The organism is Pseudomonas salicis (assembly GCF_057128705.1).
The window spans coordinates 850,628-871,124 of sequence record NZ_JBSKHU010000002.1; the positions used below are offsets into that span (position 1 = coordinate 850,628).

General features: G+C 59.1%; 21 protein-coding genes. 8 read left to right on the plus strand and 13 right to left on the minus strand.

What is annotated here, in order from left to right; genetic code table 11:
- Nucleotides 1–116 precede the first annotated feature (116 nt).
- The gene (locus tag ACWKWE_RS10070) at nt 117–389 is read left to right on the plus strand and encodes a YebG family protein (protein ID WP_166597177.1); all 273 of its coding nucleotides are present in this window, start codon (nt 117–119) and stop codon (nt 387–389) included.
- 35 nt (nt 390–424) lie between these two features.
- On the opposite strand, the gene ACWKWE_RS10075 is transcribed toward ACWKWE_RS10070, so the two are convergent.
- The 4 genes from ACWKWE_RS10075 to ACWKWE_RS10090 form a co-directional block, all read right to left on the minus strand.
- On the minus strand, nt 425–1,531 hold the full coding sequence (locus ACWKWE_RS10075; RefSeq protein ID WP_483850396.1) for a dihydrolipoamide acetyltransferase family protein: 1,107 nt from the start codon (nt 1,529–1,531) through the stop codon (nt 425–427).
- 18 nt (nt 1,532–1,549) lie between these two features.
- Nucleotides 1,550–2,566 (minus strand): alpha-ketoacid dehydrogenase subunit beta, encoded by a 1,017-nt coding sequence (locus tag ACWKWE_RS10080; protein ID WP_483850397.1) that lies wholly within the window; start codon nt 2,564–2,566, stop codon nt 1,550–1,552.
- On the minus strand, nt 2,556–3,656 hold the full coding sequence (gene pdhA, locus ACWKWE_RS10085; protein WP_483850398.1) for a pyruvate dehydrogenase (acetyl-transferring) E1 component subunit alpha: 1,101 nt from the start codon (nt 3,654–3,656) through the stop codon (nt 2,556–2,558). Before pdhA ends, ACWKWE_RS10080 begins: the two co-directional genes overlap by 11 nt.
- A gap of 105 nt (nt 3,657–3,761) precedes the next feature.
- Nucleotides 3,762–4,784: a Glu/Leu/Phe/Val dehydrogenase family protein gene (locus ACWKWE_RS10090; RefSeq protein ID WP_483850399.1), complete on the minus strand. Its 1,023-nt coding sequence runs from the start codon at nt 4,782–4,784 to the stop codon at nt 3,762–3,764.
- A 197-nt stretch (nt 4,785–4,981) separates the two neighbouring features.
- Here ACWKWE_RS10090 and ACWKWE_RS10095 point away from each other — a divergent pair, with 197 nt between their 5' ends.
- A complete protein-coding gene (locus ACWKWE_RS10095; protein WP_483850400.1) occupies nt 4,982–5,785 on the plus strand; it encodes a SirB1 family protein in 804 nt (267 codons plus the stop codon).
- Here ACWKWE_RS10095 and ACWKWE_RS10100 read toward each other — a convergent pair.
- Nucleotides 5,739–9,251, minus strand: a complete 3,513-nt coding sequence (locus tag ACWKWE_RS10100) for a dermonecrotic toxin domain-containing protein (protein WP_483850401.1) — start codon at nt 9,249–9,251, stop codon at nt 5,739–5,741. The genes ACWKWE_RS10095 and ACWKWE_RS10100 overlap by 47 nt on opposite strands.
- Nucleotides 9,252–9,877: 626 nt before the next feature.
- Here ACWKWE_RS10100 and ACWKWE_RS10105 point away from each other — a divergent pair.
- The gene (locus ACWKWE_RS10105) at nt 9,878–10,273 is read left to right on the plus strand and encodes a hypothetical protein (RefSeq protein ID WP_483850402.1); all 396 of its coding nucleotides are present in this window, start codon (nt 9,878–9,880) and stop codon (nt 10,271–10,273) included.
- Nucleotides 10,274–10,322: 49 nt separating this feature from the next.
- Here the strand turns inward: ACWKWE_RS10105 and ACWKWE_RS10110 are convergent, their stop codons facing one another.
- The 6 genes from ACWKWE_RS10110 to ACWKWE_RS10135 form a co-directional block, all read right to left on the minus strand.
- On the minus strand, nt 10,323–10,847 hold the full coding sequence (locus tag ACWKWE_RS10110) for a hypothetical protein (RefSeq protein WP_483850403.1): 525 nt from the start codon (nt 10,845–10,847) through the stop codon (nt 10,323–10,325).
- 185 nt (nt 10,848–11,032) lie between these two features.
- Nucleotides 11,033–11,944, minus strand: coding sequence for an SDR family oxidoreductase (locus ACWKWE_RS10115; protein ID WP_483850404.1), 912 nt, complete (start codon nt 11,942–11,944; stop codon nt 11,033–11,035).
- Nucleotides 11,945–12,064: 120 nt separating this feature from the next.
- Entirely contained in the window at nt 12,065–13,039 is a 975-nt protein-coding gene (locus tag ACWKWE_RS10120) for an alpha/beta fold hydrolase (protein WP_483850405.1), read from the minus strand.
- Complete coding sequence (locus ACWKWE_RS10125) at nt 13,039–13,809, minus strand: class II aldolase/adducin family protein (RefSeq protein ID WP_166597287.1); 771 nt, start codon at nt 13,807–13,809, stop codon at nt 13,039–13,041. Before ACWKWE_RS10125 ends, ACWKWE_RS10120 begins: the two co-directional genes overlap by 1 nt.
- A gap of 168 nt (nt 13,810–13,977) precedes the next feature.
- Nucleotides 13,978–14,664, minus strand: a complete 687-nt coding sequence (locus tag ACWKWE_RS10130) for an LrgB family protein (RefSeq protein ID WP_483850406.1) — start codon at nt 14,662–14,664, stop codon at nt 13,978–13,980.
- On the minus strand, nt 14,661–15,050 hold the full coding sequence (locus ACWKWE_RS10135) for a CidA/LrgA family protein (RefSeq protein WP_483850407.1): 390 nt from the start codon (nt 15,048–15,050) through the stop codon (nt 14,661–14,663). Before ACWKWE_RS10135 ends, ACWKWE_RS10130 begins: the two co-directional genes overlap by 4 nt.
- A gap of 141 nt (nt 15,051–15,191) precedes the next feature.
- Between ACWKWE_RS10135 and ACWKWE_RS10140 the strand changes: the two genes are divergently transcribed.
- Nucleotides 15,192–16,064: a LysR family transcriptional regulator gene (locus tag ACWKWE_RS10140; protein ID WP_483850408.1), complete on the plus strand. Its 873-nt coding sequence runs from the start codon at nt 15,192–15,194 to the stop codon at nt 16,062–16,064.
- 29 nt (nt 16,065–16,093) lie between these two features.
- Here the strand turns inward: ACWKWE_RS10140 and ACWKWE_RS10145 are convergent, their stop codons facing one another.
- Nucleotides 16,094–16,549 carry a flavodoxin gene (locus ACWKWE_RS10145; protein WP_483850409.1) on the minus strand — a complete coding sequence of 152 codons (456 nt, stop codon included), beginning with the start codon at nt 16,547–16,549 and terminating at the stop codon, nt 16,094–16,096.
- Nucleotides 16,550–16,648: 99 nt separating this feature from the next.
- Here ACWKWE_RS10145 and ACWKWE_RS10150 point away from each other — a divergent pair, with 99 nt between their 5' ends.
- Together ACWKWE_RS10150 and ACWKWE_RS10155 are read left to right on the plus strand one after the other, a co-directional pair.
- Nucleotides 16,649–17,095 (plus strand): PAS domain-containing protein, encoded by a 447-nt coding sequence (locus tag ACWKWE_RS10150; RefSeq protein WP_483850482.1) that lies wholly within the window; start codon nt 16,649–16,651, stop codon nt 17,093–17,095.
- Between the two features lie 82 nt (nt 17,096–17,177).
- On the plus strand, nt 17,178–17,783 hold the full coding sequence (locus ACWKWE_RS10155; RefSeq protein WP_166597192.1) for a hypothetical protein: 606 nt from the start codon (nt 17,178–17,180) through the stop codon (nt 17,781–17,783).
- 83 nt (nt 17,784–17,866) lie between these two features.
- Here the strand turns inward: ACWKWE_RS10155 and ACWKWE_RS10160 are convergent, their stop codons facing one another.
- Nucleotides 17,867–18,805, minus strand: a complete 939-nt coding sequence (locus ACWKWE_RS10160; RefSeq protein ID WP_483850410.1) for a MerR family transcriptional regulator — start codon at nt 18,803–18,805, stop codon at nt 17,867–17,869.
- A gap of 217 nt (nt 18,806–19,022) precedes the next feature.
- Between ACWKWE_RS10160 and ACWKWE_RS10165 the strand changes: the two genes are divergently transcribed.
- Together ACWKWE_RS10165 and folM are read left to right on the plus strand one after the other, a co-directional pair.
- On the plus strand, nt 19,023–19,592 hold the full coding sequence (locus ACWKWE_RS10165; RefSeq protein ID WP_166597194.1) for a putative antibiotic biosynthesis monooxygenase: 570 nt from the start codon (nt 19,023–19,025) through the stop codon (nt 19,590–19,592).
- A gap of 180 nt (nt 19,593–19,772) precedes the next feature.
- A complete protein-coding gene (folM, locus tag ACWKWE_RS10170; protein WP_166597195.1) occupies nt 19,773–20,483 on the plus strand; it encodes a dihydromonapterin reductase in 711 nt (236 codons plus the stop codon).
- Nucleotides 20,484–20,497 lie beyond the last annotated feature (14 nt).

Consider the following 20,497-nt stretch of genomic DNA (forward strand, 5'->3'; position numbering starts at 1 on the left):
GCCTTATGCTGCGCACTGTATAAATAAACAGTAATTGCGATGAGCTTACCGTTGGCCATTGATGCCGCCGAGCGCGGGGCCAACCTCACCACACTGGACATGACGACGAGGCCAAAATGGCTGTTGAAACCCTTTACCGCAGTACCCGCGATTTGGAGACTACGTTCGTGGACCGCAAACTCGCCGATGCGCATGATCAAATGCTTGAGCTGGCCGAGCTCCTCACCGACGTGCTGATGAAAAACGTACCGGGCTTGTCAGAGAAGCATGCCGAAGATGCGAGCATTTACATGGCGAAAAACCGCGCCGTTTTCGCGGCGGCGTTCAAGAACAACGCCACCGCGCTGAACGAGCTCTCCAGTCCTGGCGAAGCCGACAGCGAAAGCTGATTCGTCCACACTCGAAACGACAGCCAGCGTGTTCATCACTCCGGCTGTTCGAGCGCCTCGACCAGCGCCTTGAAAAACCTCGCTGCCTCGCCTCCCGTTACGGCTCTATGATCAAAGGTCAGTGACAGGGGCAGGATCGGATGAATGACGACTTCGCCGTTCATGGCCACCGGTTCTTCCCGAATGCCCCCCGCGCCGATGATCGCCACTTGTGGCGGTACGACTACCGGGTTGGCGTAGCGCCCGAACAAGGTGCCGAAGTTGGACAAGGTGATCGTGGCGCCCATCATTTCCCGAGGTGGAATCGAGCGGGCTTTCACGTCGACGCGCAAACGATTCATCCCTTCCTTCAAATCGGCCGACTCGCGATTGCCGACATCCCGGAGCACCGGCACGAACAAGCCATCCGGCGTATCCACCGCGATCCCCAGATCGAGGGTGTCGTGGTGCTTGATCGACAGCGACTTGCCGTCGAACCAGCTGTTCAGCACAGGCTCGACCTTGCACGCCGCTGCCATCGCCTTGCCGATGCGAATCAGCGGATCACGCGCCGCGCCCCATCGGTAAAGATCGGCATCGCCGAAGATCGTGACGGGCACCACTTCCGCGTGCGACTTGGCCATGTTCAGCGCCATGCTCCTGCGTACGCCTCGCAGCTTCTCGCCGCCAAACTTGTCGCGCTCGGCCTGAGAAGCGCCTTCCACATCCGCGCGGGTGATCAGGCCATCACTGCCCGAACCGCTCAGCGCGTTGAGATCGACACCCCGTTGACGCGCGAGTTGTCGAACGGCGGGTGTGGCGCGTGTCGACAGATGCTCGCGGGTCGAGGGCGCCGCGCCGACAAAGAACTGATCATCCTGACTGTTGCCGCCCCCTTCGAGACGCCCGACGACCGTACCCGCATCGCCCTCGCCTTCGAACGCCATCAGCGGTTCACCCACATGCAGAATGTCGCCATCGCCGCCGTACACTTTCGCCACGACTCCGTCGTAGGGGGCAGGAATATCAACGATGGCCTTGGCGGTTTCCACGGACACCATCCGTTGGTCAGCCTTGACCGCATCACCCGCCTTGACGTGCCATTCGACGATTTCCGCTTCCTGCAAGCCTTCGCCCAGATCGGGCAGTTTGAAATATTTCATCGCAAGCCTCCTCGGCCATCAGGCGAATGTCAGGGCGCTGTCACAGGCGTGAAGAATGTCTTCGACGCTGGGGATGTAGAGCTGCTCCAACCGGTACAGCGGCGGCGGGATGTCCGGCGCAGTGACCCGCTGAATCGGCGCCTGCAGATCCAGAAACACCCGTTCATAAAGGCTCGCCGCGATGTCCCCGCCCAGCCCACCGGAGCGCGGCGCTTCGTGAACGATCACGCAGCGGCCGGTCTTGCGCACCGAGGCTTCCAGGGTGTCGAGGTCGAGCGGTTTGACGCAGGCGACGTCAATCACCTCGGCTGATACGCCCTTTTCGGCCAGCGCGCTCGCGGCCTGCAACGTTTCGTGAACACTGGCGCCCCAACTGATGAGGGTGATGTCGCTGCCTTCTCGCAAGGTGAAACAGGTGTCCAGCGGCAGACGTTTCCCGTCGTCGATGAGGGGTTGCGGGTTCATGCGATAGAGGCGCGTCGGTTCGAGAAAGATCACCGGGTCCGGGTCGTCGATGGCCGCGAGCAACAACCCATAGGCTCGCGCAGGTGATGAGGGAATGACCACGCGCAGCCCCGGCACATGAGCGAAGATCGCTTCGGTGCTTTCGCTGTGGTGTTCCGGTGCGCGAATCCCCGCGCCCATGGGCGAACGCAACACCATTGGGCAGCTCAGGCGACCCCGTGTGCGATTGCGCATGCGGGAGGCGTGTGACACCAGATGTTCCATGGCGGCATAGATGAAGCCGAGAAACTGAATCTCGACGACCGGTTTCAGCCCTTGTGCCGCCATGCCAACGACCAGGCCGCCGAGCATGGTTTCCGCCAGTGGCGAGTCGATCACGCGCTTGAAGCCGAACGTGTCGCGCAGCCCTTGTGTGGCGCGAAACACCCCGCCGTTGACGCCGACGTCTTCGCCCAGCACCACGACGTTGTCGTCCTCGCCCATGGCTCGGTGCATCGCCAGATTAACGGCTTCCAGCAGGCTGACTTTCTTGTCTGTAGGAAGTTTGTCTGAAGACTGATCATTCGCCATGATCGGCACCTCCATTGCGACGGGCCACGCGTTCGAGGAACCACTCGCGCTGATCCGCCAGCGGCAGCGGCCATTTCGCGTAAACGTGATCGATCACGGATTCTGGAGCCTGATTGCCAGCGCGTTCGAAGTTCTCCACGGAGCGCTGCACCAACCCTTGGCATTCGGTGATGAGCGCCTGTTCGCGGCCTTCATCCCACACGCCCTGACTGGCCATGAACGATTGCAGGCGTTTGATCGGCTCTTCCTGCCATGCCTGTTTTACTTCATCGGCCGGCCGATAGCGCGTAGCGTCGTCGGCGGTGGTGTGGTCGCCCAGCCGATAACTCAGGCACTCCAGCAGCACCGGGCCTTTGCCCTTGCGCGCTCGCTCCAGCGCGATCTGCATGCGGTCATACACCGCGAGAATGTCATTGCCGTCGACTTGCTCACCCTGAAATCCCGCACCAATAGCCTTCTGCGCCAAGGTTGGCGCGCCACACTGAATGCGCCGGGGCACCGAAATGGCCCATTGGTTGTTGTTGATCACGAACACCACCGGCAACTGCCACGCGCCGGCGACGTTCAACGCTTCAAGGAAATCGCCTTTGCTGGTAGCGCCGTCGCCGCAGGTGGTCACGGCCACCCTGTGTTCGCCACGAATTTTGAACGCACTGGCTACCCCGCACGCGTGCAACGCTTGAGTCGCAATGGGCACACAAAGCGGGAAGTCCTGGGCGACAGCGGGCTCTGCGTAATCGCTGCCACGCTCGTCACCGCCCCAATACAGCAGAATTTCTTCCATGCGCACGCCGCGCATCAGTTGCACGGCCGTGTCCCGGTAATAGGGAATCAGCACGTCTTCCGGCTTCATCAGGCTGCCAATCGCGACACCAATCGCTTCTTGGCCAAGCGTTGGGGCATAGGTGCCGATGCGACCGGTGCGCTGCAACGCGACAGCTTTCTGATCGAAAAGCCGGGTCAGGACCATTTGTCGATAAAGGCGGGTCAGCAGGTTGAAGTCATCGGCCCAAGGGGGAAGTTGTCCGGTCAGGCGACCGTCGGGGGACAGATAACGGGTGTACGCAAGATCGATCTTGTTATGGGACATTGCACACTCCTGGCACGCGCGGCATGTAGCACAGCGCGTGCGCGTGGTGGTCTCAACTCGCCACTTGTGGTGGCGAGCCTTGATTGAGCGATGCCGGTAAGGCGTCTACTCAAGGTTCAACAGGCGTTCTGCCAATGCATCGGCCACCCGCGCGGGTGAGCGCTTCTCGGCCTGGGCATGGGCAAATACTTCAGTCAGCCGTGTTCCTATCTGGGACAGATGTGCGGTGATGGTGTTGTGGCTTTCTCCCTGATGTTGCAGCGCGACGTAGATAAGGCCGCCGGAATTGATCACGTAATCGGGCGCGTAGAGGATGCCTCGGGATTCGAGCTGATCGGCGATGGCCGCGCAACTGAGTTGGTTGTTGGCGCCCCCGGCCACCGCGGCGCAACGCAGCTTGGTGACGCTGTGGCTGTTCAGCACACCGCCCAGGCCGCAGGGCGCAAGAATGTCGCAAGGCGTGCTAAGCAGCGCTTCGATGGCAATCGGCTTGGCGCCCATTTGCTCCATCGCCAACTGCACCTTTCCGCTGTCCAGATCAGCGACCAGCAGCTCGGCACCCGCCGCGTGGAGCTGCTCGGCCAACGCCCATCCCACGTGCCCCAGCCCCTGAATCGCGACGCGCAGCCCTTCCAGATTGTCACTCCCCAACCGGGCCATGGCCGTGGTGCGAATGCCTGCATACAAGCCCAACGCCGTGTAAGCCGTAGGGTCGCCGGATTTCGTAGTCGTGGTGACGTGCTGGGTGTATTGCGCGATGCAGTCCATGTCTTCTTTTGACGTGCCGCTGTCGATGGCCGTGATGTAGCGGCCGTCCAGTGTCTGGACGAATCGGCCAAAGGCCTCGAACAGCGCGGCGCGGTCCGGCACATGAGCGGGCCGCAAAATGACCGCCGTTCCGCCGCCCAGCGACAGGCCCGCGAGCACGGCCTTGTAGCTCATGTTTCTCGCCAATTGAATGGCGTCTTCGATGGCGCTGTCTTCATTTGGATAGGACAGGTAGCGACAGCCACCGAGGGCCGGGCCCTTGCGGCTGCTGTGAATCGCCACCACGGCTTTAAGGCAGGTCTGTGGATCGACGACCATGTGCAGCGATTGAATGCGTGAATTTTGCATGAGAGCGAACATCGGCAGTGCTCCCGTTTTTTTGTACTGCGAGTATAGGCGTTCGCTGAAAAAACGGCGGCAGCCACGGAAACATCCTGACAACTTGCCGACATGAAGCCGCCAATCGGTCTTCGGCACTGGACGAACCCCCACGCGGGGGGCTAAAACAAAGCTTCCCGGAACAGCATTTCAGACGCCTGGTCCGGTCGGAGAAGTCGATGAATCCACGCCAAAAATGCCTCGATTGCTTCCACAGCGTGCCGCCTGCAACGTTCGAAGCAGCGCTGTGGATCAGTGTCGAACACGATGCGCTGGTCGATCCTCGGCAGGTTTTCGAATGGATCGATCAACTTCAGCGCCAGGTCAGCGCCGCTCTGCCGATGCTGCCTGCCACTGAACTGGCGCAACCGCTTTTGCGTCATATGACGGCAATCGGATTTCAACAGGATGATGTCGCCCAACCCAAGCCGCAGGTTGCCTTGCTGGACAAGATTGTCGAGCGTCGCCGAGGCCAACCGCTGGGGCTGGCGATGATTGCGCTCGAACTCGCGCGCCGTCTGGAAATCCCCCTTGAGGGCGTCAACTTTCCCGGTCACTTCTTGCTGCGTGTGCCGGGCGCCGACCATACCCTCGACCCTTGCGGCGGCCGCAGGCTCTATCCCAAGGATTGCCGCGAACTGCTGCTGCGCCAGTTCGGGCCGGACATGCCGCTCAAGGCCGAACACATGCGTACCGCGACACCCCAGGCCATGCTGCAGCGCCTGTCACGCAACCTGCGCCACCTGCATCACATCAACGACGATGCAATCGCGTCTCTTAAAGATGCCAACCGGGTGTTTGAACTGGGACAGGCCAACACCAGCGATTACCTCGCACGTGCCAGCCTGTACCAGGCGCTGGAGTGCCCGCAGGCCGAGCGTTACGACCTGGAGCACGCGCTATTGTTGAGCGAAGACCCTGTTCAACGGATCAGGCTCACTCAAAGATTAGTGACTCTGCCGTCCCGCGGAGGTATTCATTGACCGCGTCCTGCAGCTTTCCTTCGAATTCAAGGTTATGCCAGACCCAGACGCCCACCGGCACGCCAACCCCTTTGGCGGCCAGTTGCGCCGCATTGAACAGCTTACGGGCGGCATTCCCACCCTCCAGCAGCCCCATCACACCTTCCAACAATAATGGCAATGCGGCGGCTCTGTCCCCTGACAGGTACGCGTCTATTCCCTGATAAACCTTCACCGCGCTAGTGAAGATTCCCCAGGCGATGCTCACTGCCGGAAACGGCACCAACAGCACATTGCCCAGCCACTGAATGACCGTCCAGGCGGTCGCGAATCGGGCCTCGGCCAGGCTCTCGGTCTGCGCATCCACGTCCGCAATCATTCGCTCGATCATGTTCCCGTAAATCAGCTCGGCATCAGGAATGCGACTTTCAATACGGTTCACGATGCGGATGAACTTCTCATCGAACTTCCCGCCGCGTTCGAGCCGCTCGAAGAACGACCCTACCTGTGGCTGCCCCATGTAAGCCACGCGACTGTAGTAATAGTTTTGCATCGGCGGCGACTCCAGCAACTGCGCGTAGTCCGACAGTCGCCGGAACTCGACCCCGTCCGGAGCGTTGGGGGTGTACAGCAGATTGAAGTCAGGGTCGGTTTTGGCGAAATCCCGAAAGATGTAAACGCCCTCAATGATCTGATTGGCGATCCGAAACGCGGAAACGGCACTGGTCAGGTTGTGGACCGACGCACCCTGATCGAGGCTGATGACGGTTCGCCGCAGCCAGGCATATTGAGTCTCGCTGAGTTGGCCGCGCATGAATTCTTTCAAGGCGCCGCGGGACATCTGGTATTGAATGCGTTTCGCCATCAGGCGCTTGCGGCGGGCGTATTGCGGGCTTTTACGCCCTAGAAATGACGACTCGATAAAGTCCATGTACTTGGCGCCCAGGTCCGCGCCTCGCACCTGCTTATCAATGAAACGCGTCAACTTGATCGGGAGTTCTCTGTAGTCCAGCCCGGTCGAGACATACAGATGAATCTGGGGGCGGTGAGAAAGAATGTCCTCACTCCCTGCCATCATGAGCTCGGTCAATTGATGTAATTCGCTGTGCTCGCCGAAGTCCGGCGTCTCCTGACGAGGCTGCCCCAGGCCAAAGTAAAGCGTGTCCGGGTCGATGGACCGATCAAACCCGTATTGCCGTAGAAACTCGTTCAGCACCTGCGTCGTGTATTGATGAACATAGCTTCGATAATCCACCAGGCCGGTACTGATCGACTTGAACTCGCTGTTCAGCGCCTCGATCCGGGCATCCATCAACGCCTGGATCGACGGACTGGCGAACGAGGTCTGGCTGTCGGTATGGGGGGCCGCCATCTCCGCCGCCTGCAGCGCACGCGACACTTTCTGACTGACAAGATCCGCCATATTGGCTTGGAAAGTCTCGCCCGTACAGCGAACGAACAGACAACTGTTCAATCCCCACAGCGAAGGCTTCAGGTGAACGTTGTTGAGGATGGCGGCATGCCCATGCTCGGTCGGCCCGGACAATTGGTCATGGACGTAGGATCGGCCGGCTTCAGTCGCCAGCCAGGCACCTACCCCGAAACACAGCTGTTGCCAGGTTCTGTATTCGAAGAAGTCCTGACCGTTTGGCGCGCCAGGCGCATAAAGGACGTAATGGGTGCCGGATTGGGTTTTCTCCTCAAACACAATGAGGTCGTTGAAACGCGTGTGAGATTCGAGCAGGTACAGGCTGCCGATGCTGTATTTAGATCCCTCCTGGCGCTGGTCGCCGCGAATCATGTGCAAAAGCTCATGGCTGCGATCCTGAATCAAATGCCCTCGCAGGCCCGCTGTGAAACTGCTCAACGCGAGCGCACTGTCGCGATGGATGACCATCTGGCGAACGGTTTCGGGGTCCTCGTACGCCTGCCGAAGCGCGATGCCATAGCGATGATGCAGATTCAGCTCGGAGAGCATCGTCCTGACGAACGCTTCAGAAAACTCCGTGTGAAGGTGATTCGGCGCGGGGGCGAAGCTAAGCGGTTTACCCGTGTCAGGTAGCCCGTCAACGGCAAATTCGAACAGGGTCTTTGCGTATTGGGTTGCCAACGTGTCGCCATGGCCGAGCGCGATCGTATCGTTGAGGGTGATCACGACCTTGCTGGGGTCGATCAGGCAACCGAGATGCTCCTGAATGTAAGCCGTCAGCTCACGGTGGGCGAACACGGTGAACGATTCGACGCCCGCGAGCCGACTGGCCAACCGCCCCTTCGAGGCTCGGTGTTTGCTCTCAAGGGCCAACAAATGGGTCTTGTCGGACGGCTTGGCGTACTTGCGCCAGTGAGGCGCCACGAAGGCCTCCGTCATGACGGAGAGCAGGTTGAAACGATGCCCCATCGCGTCATTCAGGTAGGCGCTCAGCTGAACGTGCTCGACTTGCTCATGCCAAGCGGCAGAGGCCACCGCCTTTTGCTCCAGAAGGAACGCGAAGTCCTGAGCCGCTTTGCTTTTCACCGACTGCATGTGGTGGTCCAACATCGGTCGGGTGACAGCTGCGAACCGCCACCCCTCCGGCGCAAGGGTATCGGTCGTCAACAATTGCCCGCGATCAGACAGACATAGGGCGGCGACCAGATGGGCATCCTGTGAATCGGTCGAAAATCGCCGGCTCAGTGCCTCGCGCAAGACGCCAATCGATTCGAAACGCTCAATGCCCCGATGAGGCATGACCAGGAAAACGACGCCCGATGGGTCATCCGAGGGCTGTCCTGATTGGCTGACGACGTAGGTGGACAGTAATGGGATGCCTCGCTGACGCTTTTCGAACGCCACCTCGTACAACCCGGCGACCGAATCACCGGCAATGACGCTGGATAAGCGGTTGAGCTCCGGCACCGACATGGCCCGGCACAACATGCGTAACGCGATCTCATGGGTCAGCGTCTTGCGTTGCAGGTCGATCAAAATGTGATCGGCCGGTTCGATGCGCAACGGGTCCTCAGGGTGAGGGATCATTTTTGTCCACAGACCCCGAAGATACCCTTCATATCCGGAGAAGAGCGTCGGCATCAGCGCAGTGAGAACGCTGATGATGCTGCGGTTTTGCGTACCCGTAAGCGCATGATTACGCTCCAGTGTGCCGTGTCGGGTGTAGAAGCCGACATCGGTAATGGAAGGAAGCGCCGAGCCGTTGCGCAGGGTGTCAATCAGCAGATCCGTCATGCCAACAGAGGCAATCGACCCACTTTCAGTGCGTCGGGTGTAGAAGATCGCGTCCGGGTTTGACACATCCAGCCCAGTCTGCGGACGCGCCCGGTTCAACCCTTCGCGCAGTCGCTCAGAAGTCCATTCGCGCAGGATCTGGCTTTGTGCGAGTACCTGCTGACAGCCGGAACTGGCTTCGGACAGCGCCGTCAGGTGTTGAGTGATTTCATCGAAGGTTTGAGAGGCAGCGGGGGCCATTTTGGGATCAAGCACAGCATTCATGAGTACAGCTCCAAGGTGGTTCGCTTACCCCCTCACGGCATCCAGCCGATTGGGAACACAGGTAAACGACGAAAGTGAGCGCCTATGAAACGGGTTCATCGGTCCGAGGTAGCGGTACATATTTATATGATGCGCCCCTACGTTACGACGGCTTATGTGGGAACCGTCCGACGGGAAGCCCGGAAAAATCACATTGTTGCCGCTTGGGTAAAACTGCATGTCGTAAACGACGATGTTTAAGCCATCGGGAAAAACTTATCATTCACTCACTTCGCGGCCACCCTCGTCGCGAACCGGAAATCCCTCTTATTTCGTCTGACGGTGTTTTCACCTCAGGCCTCTCAATGGATTTCCTGACGTAGATTTTCAAGCTCCTGGATCTGACGTCATATTTAGCCGCTGCGTTTGCAGCGGCTTTTTTTTTGCTGACTGTTTACGGTAGCGATGGCACTTCGTATGCAGCCGCGGCAGGCGCTCCATGGGATTCGGGTGCGATCAGAAATGCCTTACGGGATTATGAGCAGCAGTCCTACAAGATCATATGTTTAAAGGGTAGTTATCGGCGTGATGTGGATTCCACGTTCACGGGCCGATGTTGAGCACTTTTAAATAAATGAGGTTTGATCATGAATAATAAAAAAATTGCAGCTTTTATACTGGCATTGAGTCTGACTCATCTTGCAAGCACCGCCACAGCAGCACCGTCTTCTCAAGCATTTCCCTGCTTCAGGTACAGCAACCAGATGTCACCAGGCGTAGCACAGCCCGGCGAGTACAAAGTGGTTCACAGCTATACCGTCAATTGCGGAACAACACTTCACAACATCACGTTGAGAACTCAACAGGGGTCGCTGCAGCCTGTGACAGTGGAACAGCTACAAGGCGGTGGCTGGGTCACTGTTGCAAGAGATGCACACGACCCGTCTGCCAAATGGGGCGGTGGCAGCTTTCGGGTGATTCTCGATAATCGTAATGGCAAAACACCTATCGCTTATCGCGGCAGTTTCTCTGTGCCGCTGTAAGGGGCGCCAGAGCGGTGACGAACTCACCGCTCCGGCTTCATGATCTCGGTCATGTTCGGATGTTGACCAAGGACCTCTCGCGAGGCGTATTGCCATGTTCCTCAAGCGCAAGTGTGACCGACATGACCGTTTTCAGCTTGGTCAGCGTATCGCTGGCAAACCCGTGCCCCTCCGATATGTGCTTATTGAGAAACCCGAGTTGACGCTCAAAGTAGTCATACATATCCACTTTCTTATCGAGGCTTATTTCATTTCCCTGCGCATCAAAATCCAGGTCAATGCCCGAAAGCCACCCCGACGTGCCGTAATCAATGATGCCCATGTCCACCAGCACGTTGCCAATTTCACGCAATTGTCGGTTGGTCGTATTCCTGGGATCAAAACCTGACAGGTCCAGGTTGAAGCCCTTCAATTTCTCTTTATTGGAAATGCTCTCGTCAGCCCAGTACTGTCTGACTTTTTGCTTGATACTTTCTTCCTGCTCCGAAGCACCTGATTGAGTCCGGAACCGGTTATCAGGAACGACGGCATAAGTACTGAGCCGGCGATTTATCTCGGAAAAATTCTGAAGCATTTTCGACCTCCACGATAGGAACGATTACGTTCGTCCTATCGGGGGCGCGGACCCAGGCTTGAGGCAAAAAACCTGAAGACGGAATCATTGCCTTATAAAGAGACCCTTCCTACAAATAAGCCAATAATCGCCCTACAAAATTGACCCGTTCCACTCCCCTGAAACGGTCACGCCCAGCCTCGACTTCAACCCGCGAACCTCTGCAGATTCGCCATCATTTCCTTCAGCGCTTCAACGTTGTCGCCAGGATGTGCCGCGTCGGTGAAGTCGTTGATGGTGTCCCATTGCGCGGCGACATCCTCCGGCGAGAACCCTGCCCCTGGGTCGAACCCGGCGCCAATGCTGCGTTCCCAGCGGACCTTGCCTATCCAGCCGCCTCCGACTTCATATAATCCGGCGCTCTCTTGGCAGTGTTCACTGCCCAGGTACACCACCAATGGGCTGACGAGTTCAGGCTTGAGAAGCTCGAAGACGCTGGCCGGGATCAGCCCTTCGGTCATTCTCGTGCCGCCGGTCGGTGCGATGGCGTTGACCAGTATGTTGTTCTTGCGCCCTTCCAGCGCCAGTGTGCGGGTCAGGCCGTAGAGGCCGAGCTTGGCCATGCTGTAATTGGATTGGCCGAAGTTGCCGTAAATCCCGGACGTGGACGAGGTGAAGATGACCCGCCCGTAGTTCTGCTCGCGAAGATGGGGCCAGGCGGCATGGGTCACTTTGTAGGCGCCCTCGACGTGGACCCGGTAAACCAGCTCCCAATCGGCGTCTTCCATTTTGGCGAAACTCTTGTCGCGCAGAATCCCCGCGTTGTTCACCACGACGTCTACGCGACCGAACGCATCCAGCGCGTTTTGGACGATCTTGTCGCCATCGGTCACAGAATCATGATTGGCCACTGCCTGGCCGCCCGCTTCGCGAATTTCCGCCACGACGCGGTCGGCTGCCGACGCATTGGCGCCTTCACCATGGGCCGAACCGCCCAGGTCATTCACCACCACTCGCGCCCCGTGGCGGGCGAACAGCAAGGCGTGGGCCCGCCCAAGCCCGCCGCCAGCACCCGTGACGATGACCACTTTGTCTTCGAAACGTATGGACTCACTCATGCCGCACTCCCCAACGATGAGGCACGCACTCGATTCCGTGAAGTCCGCGCCAATCAGCTGGGGCGTTCGAGGGCGTGCGAAACAGTCATGGAGTGTCAACCAGTCACTGGCGGGTCACAATCAATACGAGCCGTTCTGAATGGTGCTCGATAACACAAAGGGATGATTGGCAGGCTTGCTGTTCTGGATCGCCAGCGGCACGACAATTGGAGGTCTGAAGTCAGCGGCTGAAGCGCGAAACGCCTCGTAGCAGCTCAAGACACGTGCGGGAGCCTCCGTCTGGGGGTAGCGGCCCACATCCGGCAGCAAGATGGTGTCCGGGTTGGGAATCAGCTCACGATAGCGCTCCACCATATGGCGCCCGGAAATCGGGTCGGCGGCGCCGTTGATAAAGCGCATTGGCACTTGATTGCGCTGCATCGCCTGCACCCAACGGTCGCGCAGCTCTACGCGTTCGGGGAGGTAATTGATCAGGCGATACAGCATGTGATGGCCTCGGCCAGCTGAAATCAGGCTCCAGAAATCATCCAGTTCGCTTTCACTGGGGCGGGTGTCGGGCCCGAATGTCCGACTGAAGTCGTGGTCCAGGCTGTTGCGGTCGAACAGCCGCCCCACCACCCAGCCCAAGCGGCCAAGCAGCATTTTCTGCACCCGGCACGGTCGATACGCCTCCGGAAACAGGCCGCCGTTGAGAAACGCGCAACTGCCCATGTCAAACCGCCCCTCGGCATGCCGCGCCAAGAGTTCCTGGGCGACGCTGTCACCGTAGTCATGGGCGAGGATGTGCACCGGCTGGCTCACCTCCAGATGGCCGAGCAACGCCTGCTGAAGATCCGCTTGCTCAATAAGGCTGTACACATGATTCCGAGGTTTGGCGGAGTCGCCAAATCCCAGCATGTCGCAGGCGATGACCCGGTAGCGGCGGGCCAGCGGCTGCCACAAGTAGTGCCAATCCCAACTTGCCGTAGGAAAACCGTGGATCAGCAGTAAGGGCTCGCCCTGCCCGGCCGCCCAATAGCGAATGCGATGGCCGCGAAACACGAAGTCGTGGCCTCGTCTGCGCCAGACGCTGAGGGGGATTTCCGAGAGACACATTACTGCGCGTATCCCGGAGAGCATTGATCGAGTTTGCGCAACAAGGCAGGCCAGGCCAATTTGCCCCCCATGCCCTCGGCGCTGCGCGTTACGCCGGCGACCATCGCCTTCGCGCCTGCGAGAATCTGTCCGTCGATAGGGATCAGTTCGGCCCCGCCACCTTGGGCGAGCACCTGAATCTCACAGGCCCGCTGAAAGGTGAACATCATCAGAAAGGTGTCCGCGATGCTGGAGGCGCAGGTCAAAAGCCCATGATTATTGAGCATCAGGAAATTGGAGGGCCCCAGGTCCGCCTGCAGACGGGCCTTCTCATCATGGTTTAGCGCAACGCCTTCATACCCATGATAGGCCAGGCTCGACAGCACAAAGAGCGATTGCTGGCTGATCGGCAACACGCCTTGTTTCTGCGCGGACACCGCCACACCTGCCGCCGTGTGGGTGTGCATGACGCACATCACGTCATGACGCACTTCATGCACGGCGCTGTGGATGGTGTAGCCCGCCGGGTTGATGTCGTAGGGGCTGTCCATGAGTTTCTTGCCCGACTGATCGACTTTGACCAGGCTGGACGCCGTCATCTCGTGAAACATCATCCCGTAGGGGTTGATCAGAAAATCTTCGGTGCCGGGCACCTTGGCCGAGATGTGAGTAAAAATCAGATCATCCCAACCGTGAAGGGCTACCAGCCGGTAGCACGCTGCAAGGTCTACGCGAGCCTGCCACTCTTCGGGGCTGACCCGCTCTTTGACGCTGGGGTGGATGTGGCTCACGCCATCGGCGGCTACTTGGGCGACTTTCACGATCAGCGTTCCTCGGCGGTTATTCTGCTCTAATGGATCAGCAGTCTAGTCAGACCGGGAACAAGCGGTACTTGCCTTCGCAGCCACGTTAGTGGCCCGGCGAGTCAGAGGCGCTGCGATGGCTCTAGCGCAAAGCTTTCAGAGCATCCAAACCAGCAAGGGCGCCGCGAAGAGATTGAGAATGCCGGTGAGCACCATGACCAGTCCGGCCACGGAGCCCTCCTCCCCCCCCACCTCCCGAGCGCGACTCACGCCAGCACCATGCGCGCCCACGCCAAACAGCGCGCCACGGGCCAATGAAGTGCGTAGCGGCAGCCATTTGAGCAGCACGCCACCCAATGCCGCGCCGAAGACACCGGTGCACATCACAAATACAGCGGTCAGTTCCGGTACGCCACCCAAGTCGTGTGCGAGGGGCATCGCAAAAGGCGTGGTGATCGAACGAGGAACCAACGACATCACCACCGAGGTGTCCAGAGCCATGACCCTGGAAAGCCCGAACGAACTGGCAATCGAGGCAGCACTTCCCGCCAACATGCCAATGAGCAAGGCGGGCCAGTGCCGGGCGAGCAACGCACGCTGCTGCCAGATCGGCACGGCGAAAGCCACGGTGACCGGGCCGAGCACCAGCATCAACCAATGGGTGTTGGTGGAGTATTCGGCGTAGCCTGTGTGCATGGGCGCAGCAATGGCCAGTAGAACCGTAGGAACAAGGATCAGCGGCGACAGCAAATACCGACCGGTCCGACGGTACAGCCAGCGACTGCTGACATACGCGGTCACCGTGATCAGCAGCCAGAAGATCGGCATTGGCTCAAAAGTCATGCCCCGCCCTCCGCAGTTCGGCCCTTCAGGCGACAGACCACCTCAACCGTGCAAGCGGTGACCAGCATGACCATCAACGTACTGCACCCAATCACCAGCATGATGCGCCAGCCTTCGTGACGGACCAGCGCGCCATAGTCCAGCAGGCTCATCAACGGAGGAATGAAGAACAGCAACATCTCGGCCAGCAACAGGCCCGCACCGGTTTGCAAGGTAGCGGGGTTGAGTACGCCGCTGGCGAACACCACCAGCAACAGCCCGAGGCCGACAACTCCACCTGGGATGGGGAGGTTAAGCCACAACACGATCTCGCAACCCACTTGGTAAATCGCGATCAAGGCAACAAGTTCGCCCACCAGCCGTGCGAGTCGAGACAATCGTTTCATGGTCATCCTGCCCTCTGAGGGCTCCAGTTTAACGATTCACTTAACATCCCAAAAACGAATTGTAAGACTTTTAGCGATTCCAATATGGAATCGCATCATTCACACTGTCGGCATATCTCATCCCGAAAGACAGTACTCAACGTGGAATTCAAACAGCTTCGCAGCTTTATTGAGGTGGTGCGGGAAGGCGGTTTCACCCAGGCCGCCCGGACACTGTTCATCAGTCAGTCAGCGGTGAGTAAACAGGTTGCACAACTGGAAGAAAGCCTGGGGGTCAGCTTGCTGGATCGCCAAGGGTCACAGGTCAACCTGACCGCCGCCGGTAAAGTCGTGCTGCACCGGGCTGAAGAGATGCTCATCCTGCGTAACGGCCTGCTGCGAGAGCTGGATGACCTCAGCAATCTGGCACGCGGTGAGTTGCGCCTCGGCCTGCCGATGCTGGGCAGTGACACGCTGTTCGCCAAAGCTTTCGCTGAATACCGGCGGCTTTACCCCAATGTCACCATTCATTTGCTCGAAGACGGCAGTCGCGCCATCGAGCGGGCTGTGATGACGGGCGATCTGGAGATCGGTGCGAGCCTGACCCCCGATGACCCGATGTTCGCCTCACAGCCGTTCTGCGACGAGCCCATGGATGCCCTACTCCCGATTGATCACCCACTGGCGCATCTAAAGGAAGTGGAATTGAGCCAGCTCGCCGACACACCCTTTCTGTTGTATCAACGTAGCTTCGTGCTTAACGATCGGCTGCTGCAGGCGTGTAAGCAAGAAGGTTTCACCCCCAAAGAAGGCGGGCGCAGTGGACAGGCAGACTTCCTCGTCGCGCTGGTCGCGGCAGGGCAAGGCGTCGTGCTGCTGCCGCAGGTCGTCGCGCGAGCGCTGGTGCGGCCGGGTGTGGCTCGTCTCACCTTGAAAGCACCTGAAAGCTTGCGCTGGGACATCGCCTTCATTTGGCGTGAAGGCGCATACCTGTCCAAAGCCGCTCAGGCGTGGCTGGCGCTGATGCGCAAGTAAGCCGCAACGCTTCGGCGCCGACTGACGGGTCAGGCGCCGAGCTTTTCGAGGAACTCCGCGAGCCACGGCTCGGCATCGCTTTCCGGCGTCACGGTTTCGCTGGCATCCAGGCGCAGCATGTCCTGCACTTCGCGAATACCCACTTCCATGAACAGTTCGCGCAACTGTTCGCCACCGCCGCAGAACGTGTCGCCATAGCTTGCGTCGCCCAGACCAATGACGCCGCCAGGCAGGCCGCGCCATGCAGCGGGCAGCACGTCACGGATCTGCGAGTACAGCGGCTGAATGTTGTCAGGGAGTTCACCAAGGCCCGTGGTAGATGTCACGGCCAGAAACGCTTCGGGGGCAAATGCCTGAAGATCGGCCAACGTCGCGCGCGGGTTGAAGAACACTGCATGGCCGGCCTTTTGGATAATCTGCTGGGCGTGTCGGGCGACTTCTTCGGCAGAGCCGTACACCGAGCCCGAAACAATGGCGACTTTCATTGTGTGATCCTGTGACTGATTGAAATCGTGCGGCATTATGCCCCAGTCGAGCGCAATGTCTTAGAATGCGCCCTTTGCGCAATCGCACGGAGGCTGTGGGTGATCAACGCAAAGCTGATGCAACTGGCGATCGACGCCTCGATCGACGGGATTGTGATCGCCGAGCATGAGGGTGACGACAACATCCTTATATATGCCAACAAGGCGTTCGAACGGCTGACCGGATTCAGCGCCGATGAGGTGCTCTATCAGGATTGCCGCCTGTTGCAGGGTGACGACCGCGATCAGTTCGCGCGCCGTGCCATCCGCGAAGCCCTGAAAAATGGGCATCCATGCCGCCAGATCTTGCGCAATTACCGCAAGGACGGCAGTGCGTTCTGGAATGAGCTGTCGATCACGCCGATCTACAACGACGCTGAAAAACTGATGTATTACATTGGCATACAGAAGGACGTGACCGACCACGTTCAGACGCAACAAAAAGTTGTCGAATTAGAGGCAGAACTGGCGCAAGCTCGCTTGGAAATAGCGGCGCTAAAGCGGTAACACCTTGTAACTGACGAACGGCAGCAACCAAAAAGCGAATTTAATGTCTGCTTTTTCAATAACCGGTTAATCGAGCTTGACCATGCAGCGCGACAACATTCTCACGCAGGATGAGTTGGACTTCATCCAGAACATGCAGCACAACCCCAAGCTGAACCTGCGCGACAAATCCCGTAGCCTGGTGGTCAACGGCGGTGTCCAGATTCAGGACCTGCTGACGCGCCTCGCCGCTCATGAGCAAGTGACGATTCAAGCCCAGTTCGACAACCAGCAGATGACCTTTCCGCTGCATCTGGTTGAAGACGAATTCCACGCACTGCACTTGGAGTTGGGCGCCCCCAGCATTTTTGAAGAAGGCCCGCGCATCCGTCCGTGGCGTTTGAGTTTGCCCGAGCCTATGGCGCTGGAAACCGAGAAAGGTGCGCTGACGGCCCTGTGGGTGCACGAGATTTCCTTTAAAGGCATCCTGCTGGAAATCCGCAAACAGACCAAGCCGCCCAAATATTTTTCCGCCTGGTTTACCCCGGCCGGCCTCGCCCCCATCGCCTTGCGCGGCACCTTTGAGCGCCTGACCGAACAGGGCCTGGCCGCGTACCGCTTGAGCCAGAACAGCAAGGAAGACACCGAGCGCCTGCGGCAGTACATCCTTCAGGAACATCGCAAGATTCATCCTTCCATGCATTTGTAACAGCGGCGAGTTTTGAGCGGCAAGCTGCAAGATTGACCGTGCCGCCCCACTTGCCGCGTAAGGCTCAAAACTCGCGGCGGCTCTCAAGTATCGAGACGTCCCGCCAGAAACTGCTGCAAGCGTTGTTGCATCACGCCTGCGTCACTACTCAGACACCCGATGACCGAACCCTGCAAACTGGCCTGCGCCATGTCAGCGGTTTTACCCGCCAGCAGCAGCGGGCAGGCAAGCCCCAGCGCGAGCCTTTCCAACTTTCTGTTGAAGTCGGCCGAAGGCAGTTGATCAGAGAACAACACCAGCGCGTCGGGTTTGATCTTGCCGCAAACAAGCCCGAGTTCTTCCAGCGGCTGCCCCGGCGCCAGCACACTGATCGATGCGCGCTCAGAGGTCATCAGCAAAGCGGCAACCCACAGTTCCAGCTCCCTGCATCCACCGGGCATGGCGACCACCAGAACCCGATAATCGGCGTCTGCTCGCGCTGAAGTGAGCCGCTGGAGTGCGTGCCCTCGCAGGAAGTGGTCGAAGAACAGCCATTCGCTGAGGGGGCCAAACGCGTCATGACGAGCGACGAGGTCGTACCAGACCGGCATCAGGATGTCTTCGAAGACCACTGAAACCGGGTAGGCGAAAAGGACCTGATCGTAGATCTGATCCAGCCAGCGTTCGTCGAAATTTTCGACGGCCTGACGCAGCCGCCCTTGCCACGCCTCTTTCCCCGCGCTGTCGACGACCCTGAGCGGCCCACGCACCTTGGCATCCAGATCGCGGGTATCGGCAAGGATTTTTCCAACCTTACTGATAGCCACTCCGCGTTCGGTCCACATGAGAATGCTCCGAACCGTCGCCACATCCGCGTGGGTATAAAGCCGATGTCCGCCGTCGGTACGGATGGGTGTGATCAAGCCATGACGGCGTTCCCATGCGCGAAGCGTGACCGAGTTGACACCGGTCAGGCGCGACACCTCGCGAATGGGCAACAGCTCCTCATCGTTTTCAGATGACGCACTGCGCAACTGAGTCATGAAAGTGTCCGTCTTGAAGTGATTTAGAAACAGGATTGTACATCTGCCGGGATTCAATCAAGGAAAACCGATCTGCAAAGACTTGTGGCTTTGTCCACGGAATCAGGAATAATCCTTGCTTGCATTTCGTAATGAAATTGACGCGACGCCACCACCCCGGCGTTGCGCCATGTGATTTCCCTACCCGGGAAGCTCACTCGTCTATCGGAGATACACAATGTCTACCTCACCCGTCACGTTGATGGTCGCCCGCCGCGTTGCCCATGGCCGCTATGAGGAACTCATTACCTGGCTGCACGAAGGCGAGCACCTCGCCACCGACTTCCCCGGCTACCTGGGCTCGGGCGTCCTCGCGCCGCCTCCGGGAGACGACGAATTCCAGATTATTTTCCGCTTTGCCGATGAAGCCACCATGCACGCGTGGGAGCATTCTGCGTCTCGGCGCTCCTGGTTGGTGCGTGGCAGCGGGCTTTTCGCCAAGAATTCCGTGCACCGTGTGCGCGGGCTGGACGGCTGGTTCGGCACCGTCGGACAGCGTCCGCCGCGCTGGAAACAGGCCATCGCCATTTGGTTGGCGTTCTTTCCCGTCTCATTGATCTTCAACTACGTGTTGGGGCCCTTGCTGAGTGAGTTGGCGTTGCTGCCGCGGATCATGATCAGCACGCTCATTCTCACGCCATTGATGGTGTTCTGGTTCATTCCGTTGTCGACGCATCTGTTGTCAGGGTGGTTGCAGAGCAACAGTCAGACGCCATCAGTGTCCGCCGAATCGGCGTCTACTCGCTGATCCCATATCGTCCCGACCTCCAGCGCCGAACCCACAGTTGTACACCACTGACCATTGGGTTAACTTTGCCCCAGACGTTCGATCTCTGATGGCGCAATGAAAGCAACCGGCGCCCGCAACCCAGAGCCGATACGCCAATGACTTTCCGGTGTCCTCTTCCCTGATAACCCACGAGCTGCCATGGCCTCCTCCCCCGCCCCTGTCCTGATCACTGGCGCCAGCCAGCGCATCGGCCTGCACTGCGCCGAACGGCTGCTGGGCGAAGGTCAGCCGGTGATTATCAGTTATCGCACCGAACGCCCTGGCGTCGAGCGACTGGAGGCACTGGGCGCCCTCGCGATTCAGGCGGATTTTTCGTCGCAGGACAGCGTGATGGCCTTCATCGCGCAATTGAAAGAACACACCCCACGCTTGCGCGCGATCATCCACAACGCCTCCGAGTGGCTGGCAGAAACCGAGGGCGATGAAGGCGATGTATTCATGCGCATGTTCAACGTGCACATGCTCGCCCCCTACCTGATCAACCTGCATTGCGCCGAGTTGCTACAGCGCTCGGAGATCGCCGACATCGTTCACATCGGAGACGACGTCACGCGCAAGGGCAGCAGCAAGCACATTGCCTACTGCGCGAGCAAGGCAGGCATGGACAACCTGACGTTGTCGTTCGCTGCCCGCTATGCCCCCTCTATAAAGGTCAACGGCATCGCTCCGGCCATGCTGATGTTTCAACCCGACGACGACGCGGCGTACCGCGCACGCACGCTGGCCAAATCGGCGCTGGGCATCGAGCCGGGCCCTGAAGTGATCTACCAGAGCCTGCGCTATCTGCTGGATAACCCGTACGTCACCGGCACCACATTGACCGTAAACGGCGGACGGCACGTCAAGTAAGCCGCCCCGAGGAC

What these genes read in the sequence shown, in the direction of transcription:
- folM (WP_166597195.1), top strand. Translation starts at nt 19,773, where the DNA reads ATGGCCTCCTCCCCCGCCCCTGTCCTGATCACTGGCGCCAGCCAGCGC.
- ACWKWE_RS10080 (WP_483850397.1), bottom strand. Translation starts at nt 2,566, where the DNA reads ATGGCGAATGATCAGTCTTCAGACAAACTTCCTACAGACAAGAAAGTC.
- ACWKWE_RS10120 (WP_483850405.1), bottom strand. Translation starts at nt 13,039, where the DNA reads ATGTGTCTCTCGGAAATCCCCCTCAGCGTCTGGCGCAGACGAGGCCAC.
- ACWKWE_RS10075 (WP_483850396.1), bottom strand. Translation starts at nt 1,531, where the DNA reads ATGAAATATTTCAAACTGCCCGATCTGGGCGAAGGCTTGCAGGAAGCG.
- ACWKWE_RS10145 (WP_483850409.1), bottom strand. Translation starts at nt 16,549, where the DNA reads ATGAAAGTCGCCATTGTTTCGGGCTCGGTGTACGGCTCTGCCGAAGAA.
- ACWKWE_RS10160 (WP_483850410.1), bottom strand. Translation starts at nt 18,805, where the DNA reads ATGACTCAGTTGCGCAGTGCGTCATCTGAAAACGATGAGGAGCTGTTG.
- ACWKWE_RS10115 (WP_483850404.1), bottom strand. Translation starts at nt 11,944, where the DNA reads ATGAGTGAGTCCATACGTTTCGAAGACAAAGTGGTCATCGTCACGGGT.
- ACWKWE_RS10100 (WP_483850401.1), bottom strand. Translation starts at nt 9,251, where the DNA reads ATGAATGCTGTGCTTGATCCCAAAATGGCCCCCGCTGCCTCTCAAACC.
- ACWKWE_RS10105 (WP_483850402.1), top strand. Translation starts at nt 9,878, where the DNA reads ATGAATAATAAAAAAATTGCAGCTTTTATACTGGCATTGAGTCTGACT.
- ACWKWE_RS10095 (WP_483850400.1), top strand. Translation starts at nt 4,982, where the DNA reads ATGAATCCACGCCAAAAATGCCTCGATTGCTTCCACAGCGTGCCGCCT.
- pdhA (WP_483850398.1), bottom strand. Translation starts at nt 3,656, where the DNA reads ATGTCCCATAACAAGATCGATCTTGCGTACACCCGTTATCTGTCCCCC.
- ACWKWE_RS10070 (WP_166597177.1), top strand. Translation starts at nt 117, where the DNA reads ATGGCTGTTGAAACCCTTTACCGCAGTACCCGCGATTTGGAGACTACG.
- ACWKWE_RS10135 (WP_483850407.1), bottom strand. Translation starts at nt 15,050, where the DNA reads ATGAAACGATTGTCTCGACTCGCACGGCTGGTGGGCGAACTTGTTGCC.
- ACWKWE_RS10130 (WP_483850406.1), bottom strand. Translation starts at nt 14,664, where the DNA reads ATGACTTTTGAGCCAATGCCGATCTTCTGGCTGCTGATCACGGTGACC.
- ACWKWE_RS10165 (WP_166597194.1), top strand. Translation starts at nt 19,023, where the DNA reads ATGTCTACCTCACCCGTCACGTTGATGGTCGCCCGCCGCGTTGCCCAT.
- ACWKWE_RS10155 (WP_166597192.1), top strand. Translation starts at nt 17,178, where the DNA reads ATGCAGCGCGACAACATTCTCACGCAGGATGAGTTGGACTTCATCCAG.
- ACWKWE_RS10110 (WP_483850403.1), bottom strand. Translation starts at nt 10,847, where the DNA reads ATGCTTCAGAATTTTTCCGAGATAAATCGCCGGCTCAGTACTTATGCC.
- ACWKWE_RS10090 (WP_483850399.1), bottom strand. Translation starts at nt 4,784, where the DNA reads ATGTTCGCTCTCATGCAAAATTCACGCATTCAATCGCTGCACATGGTC.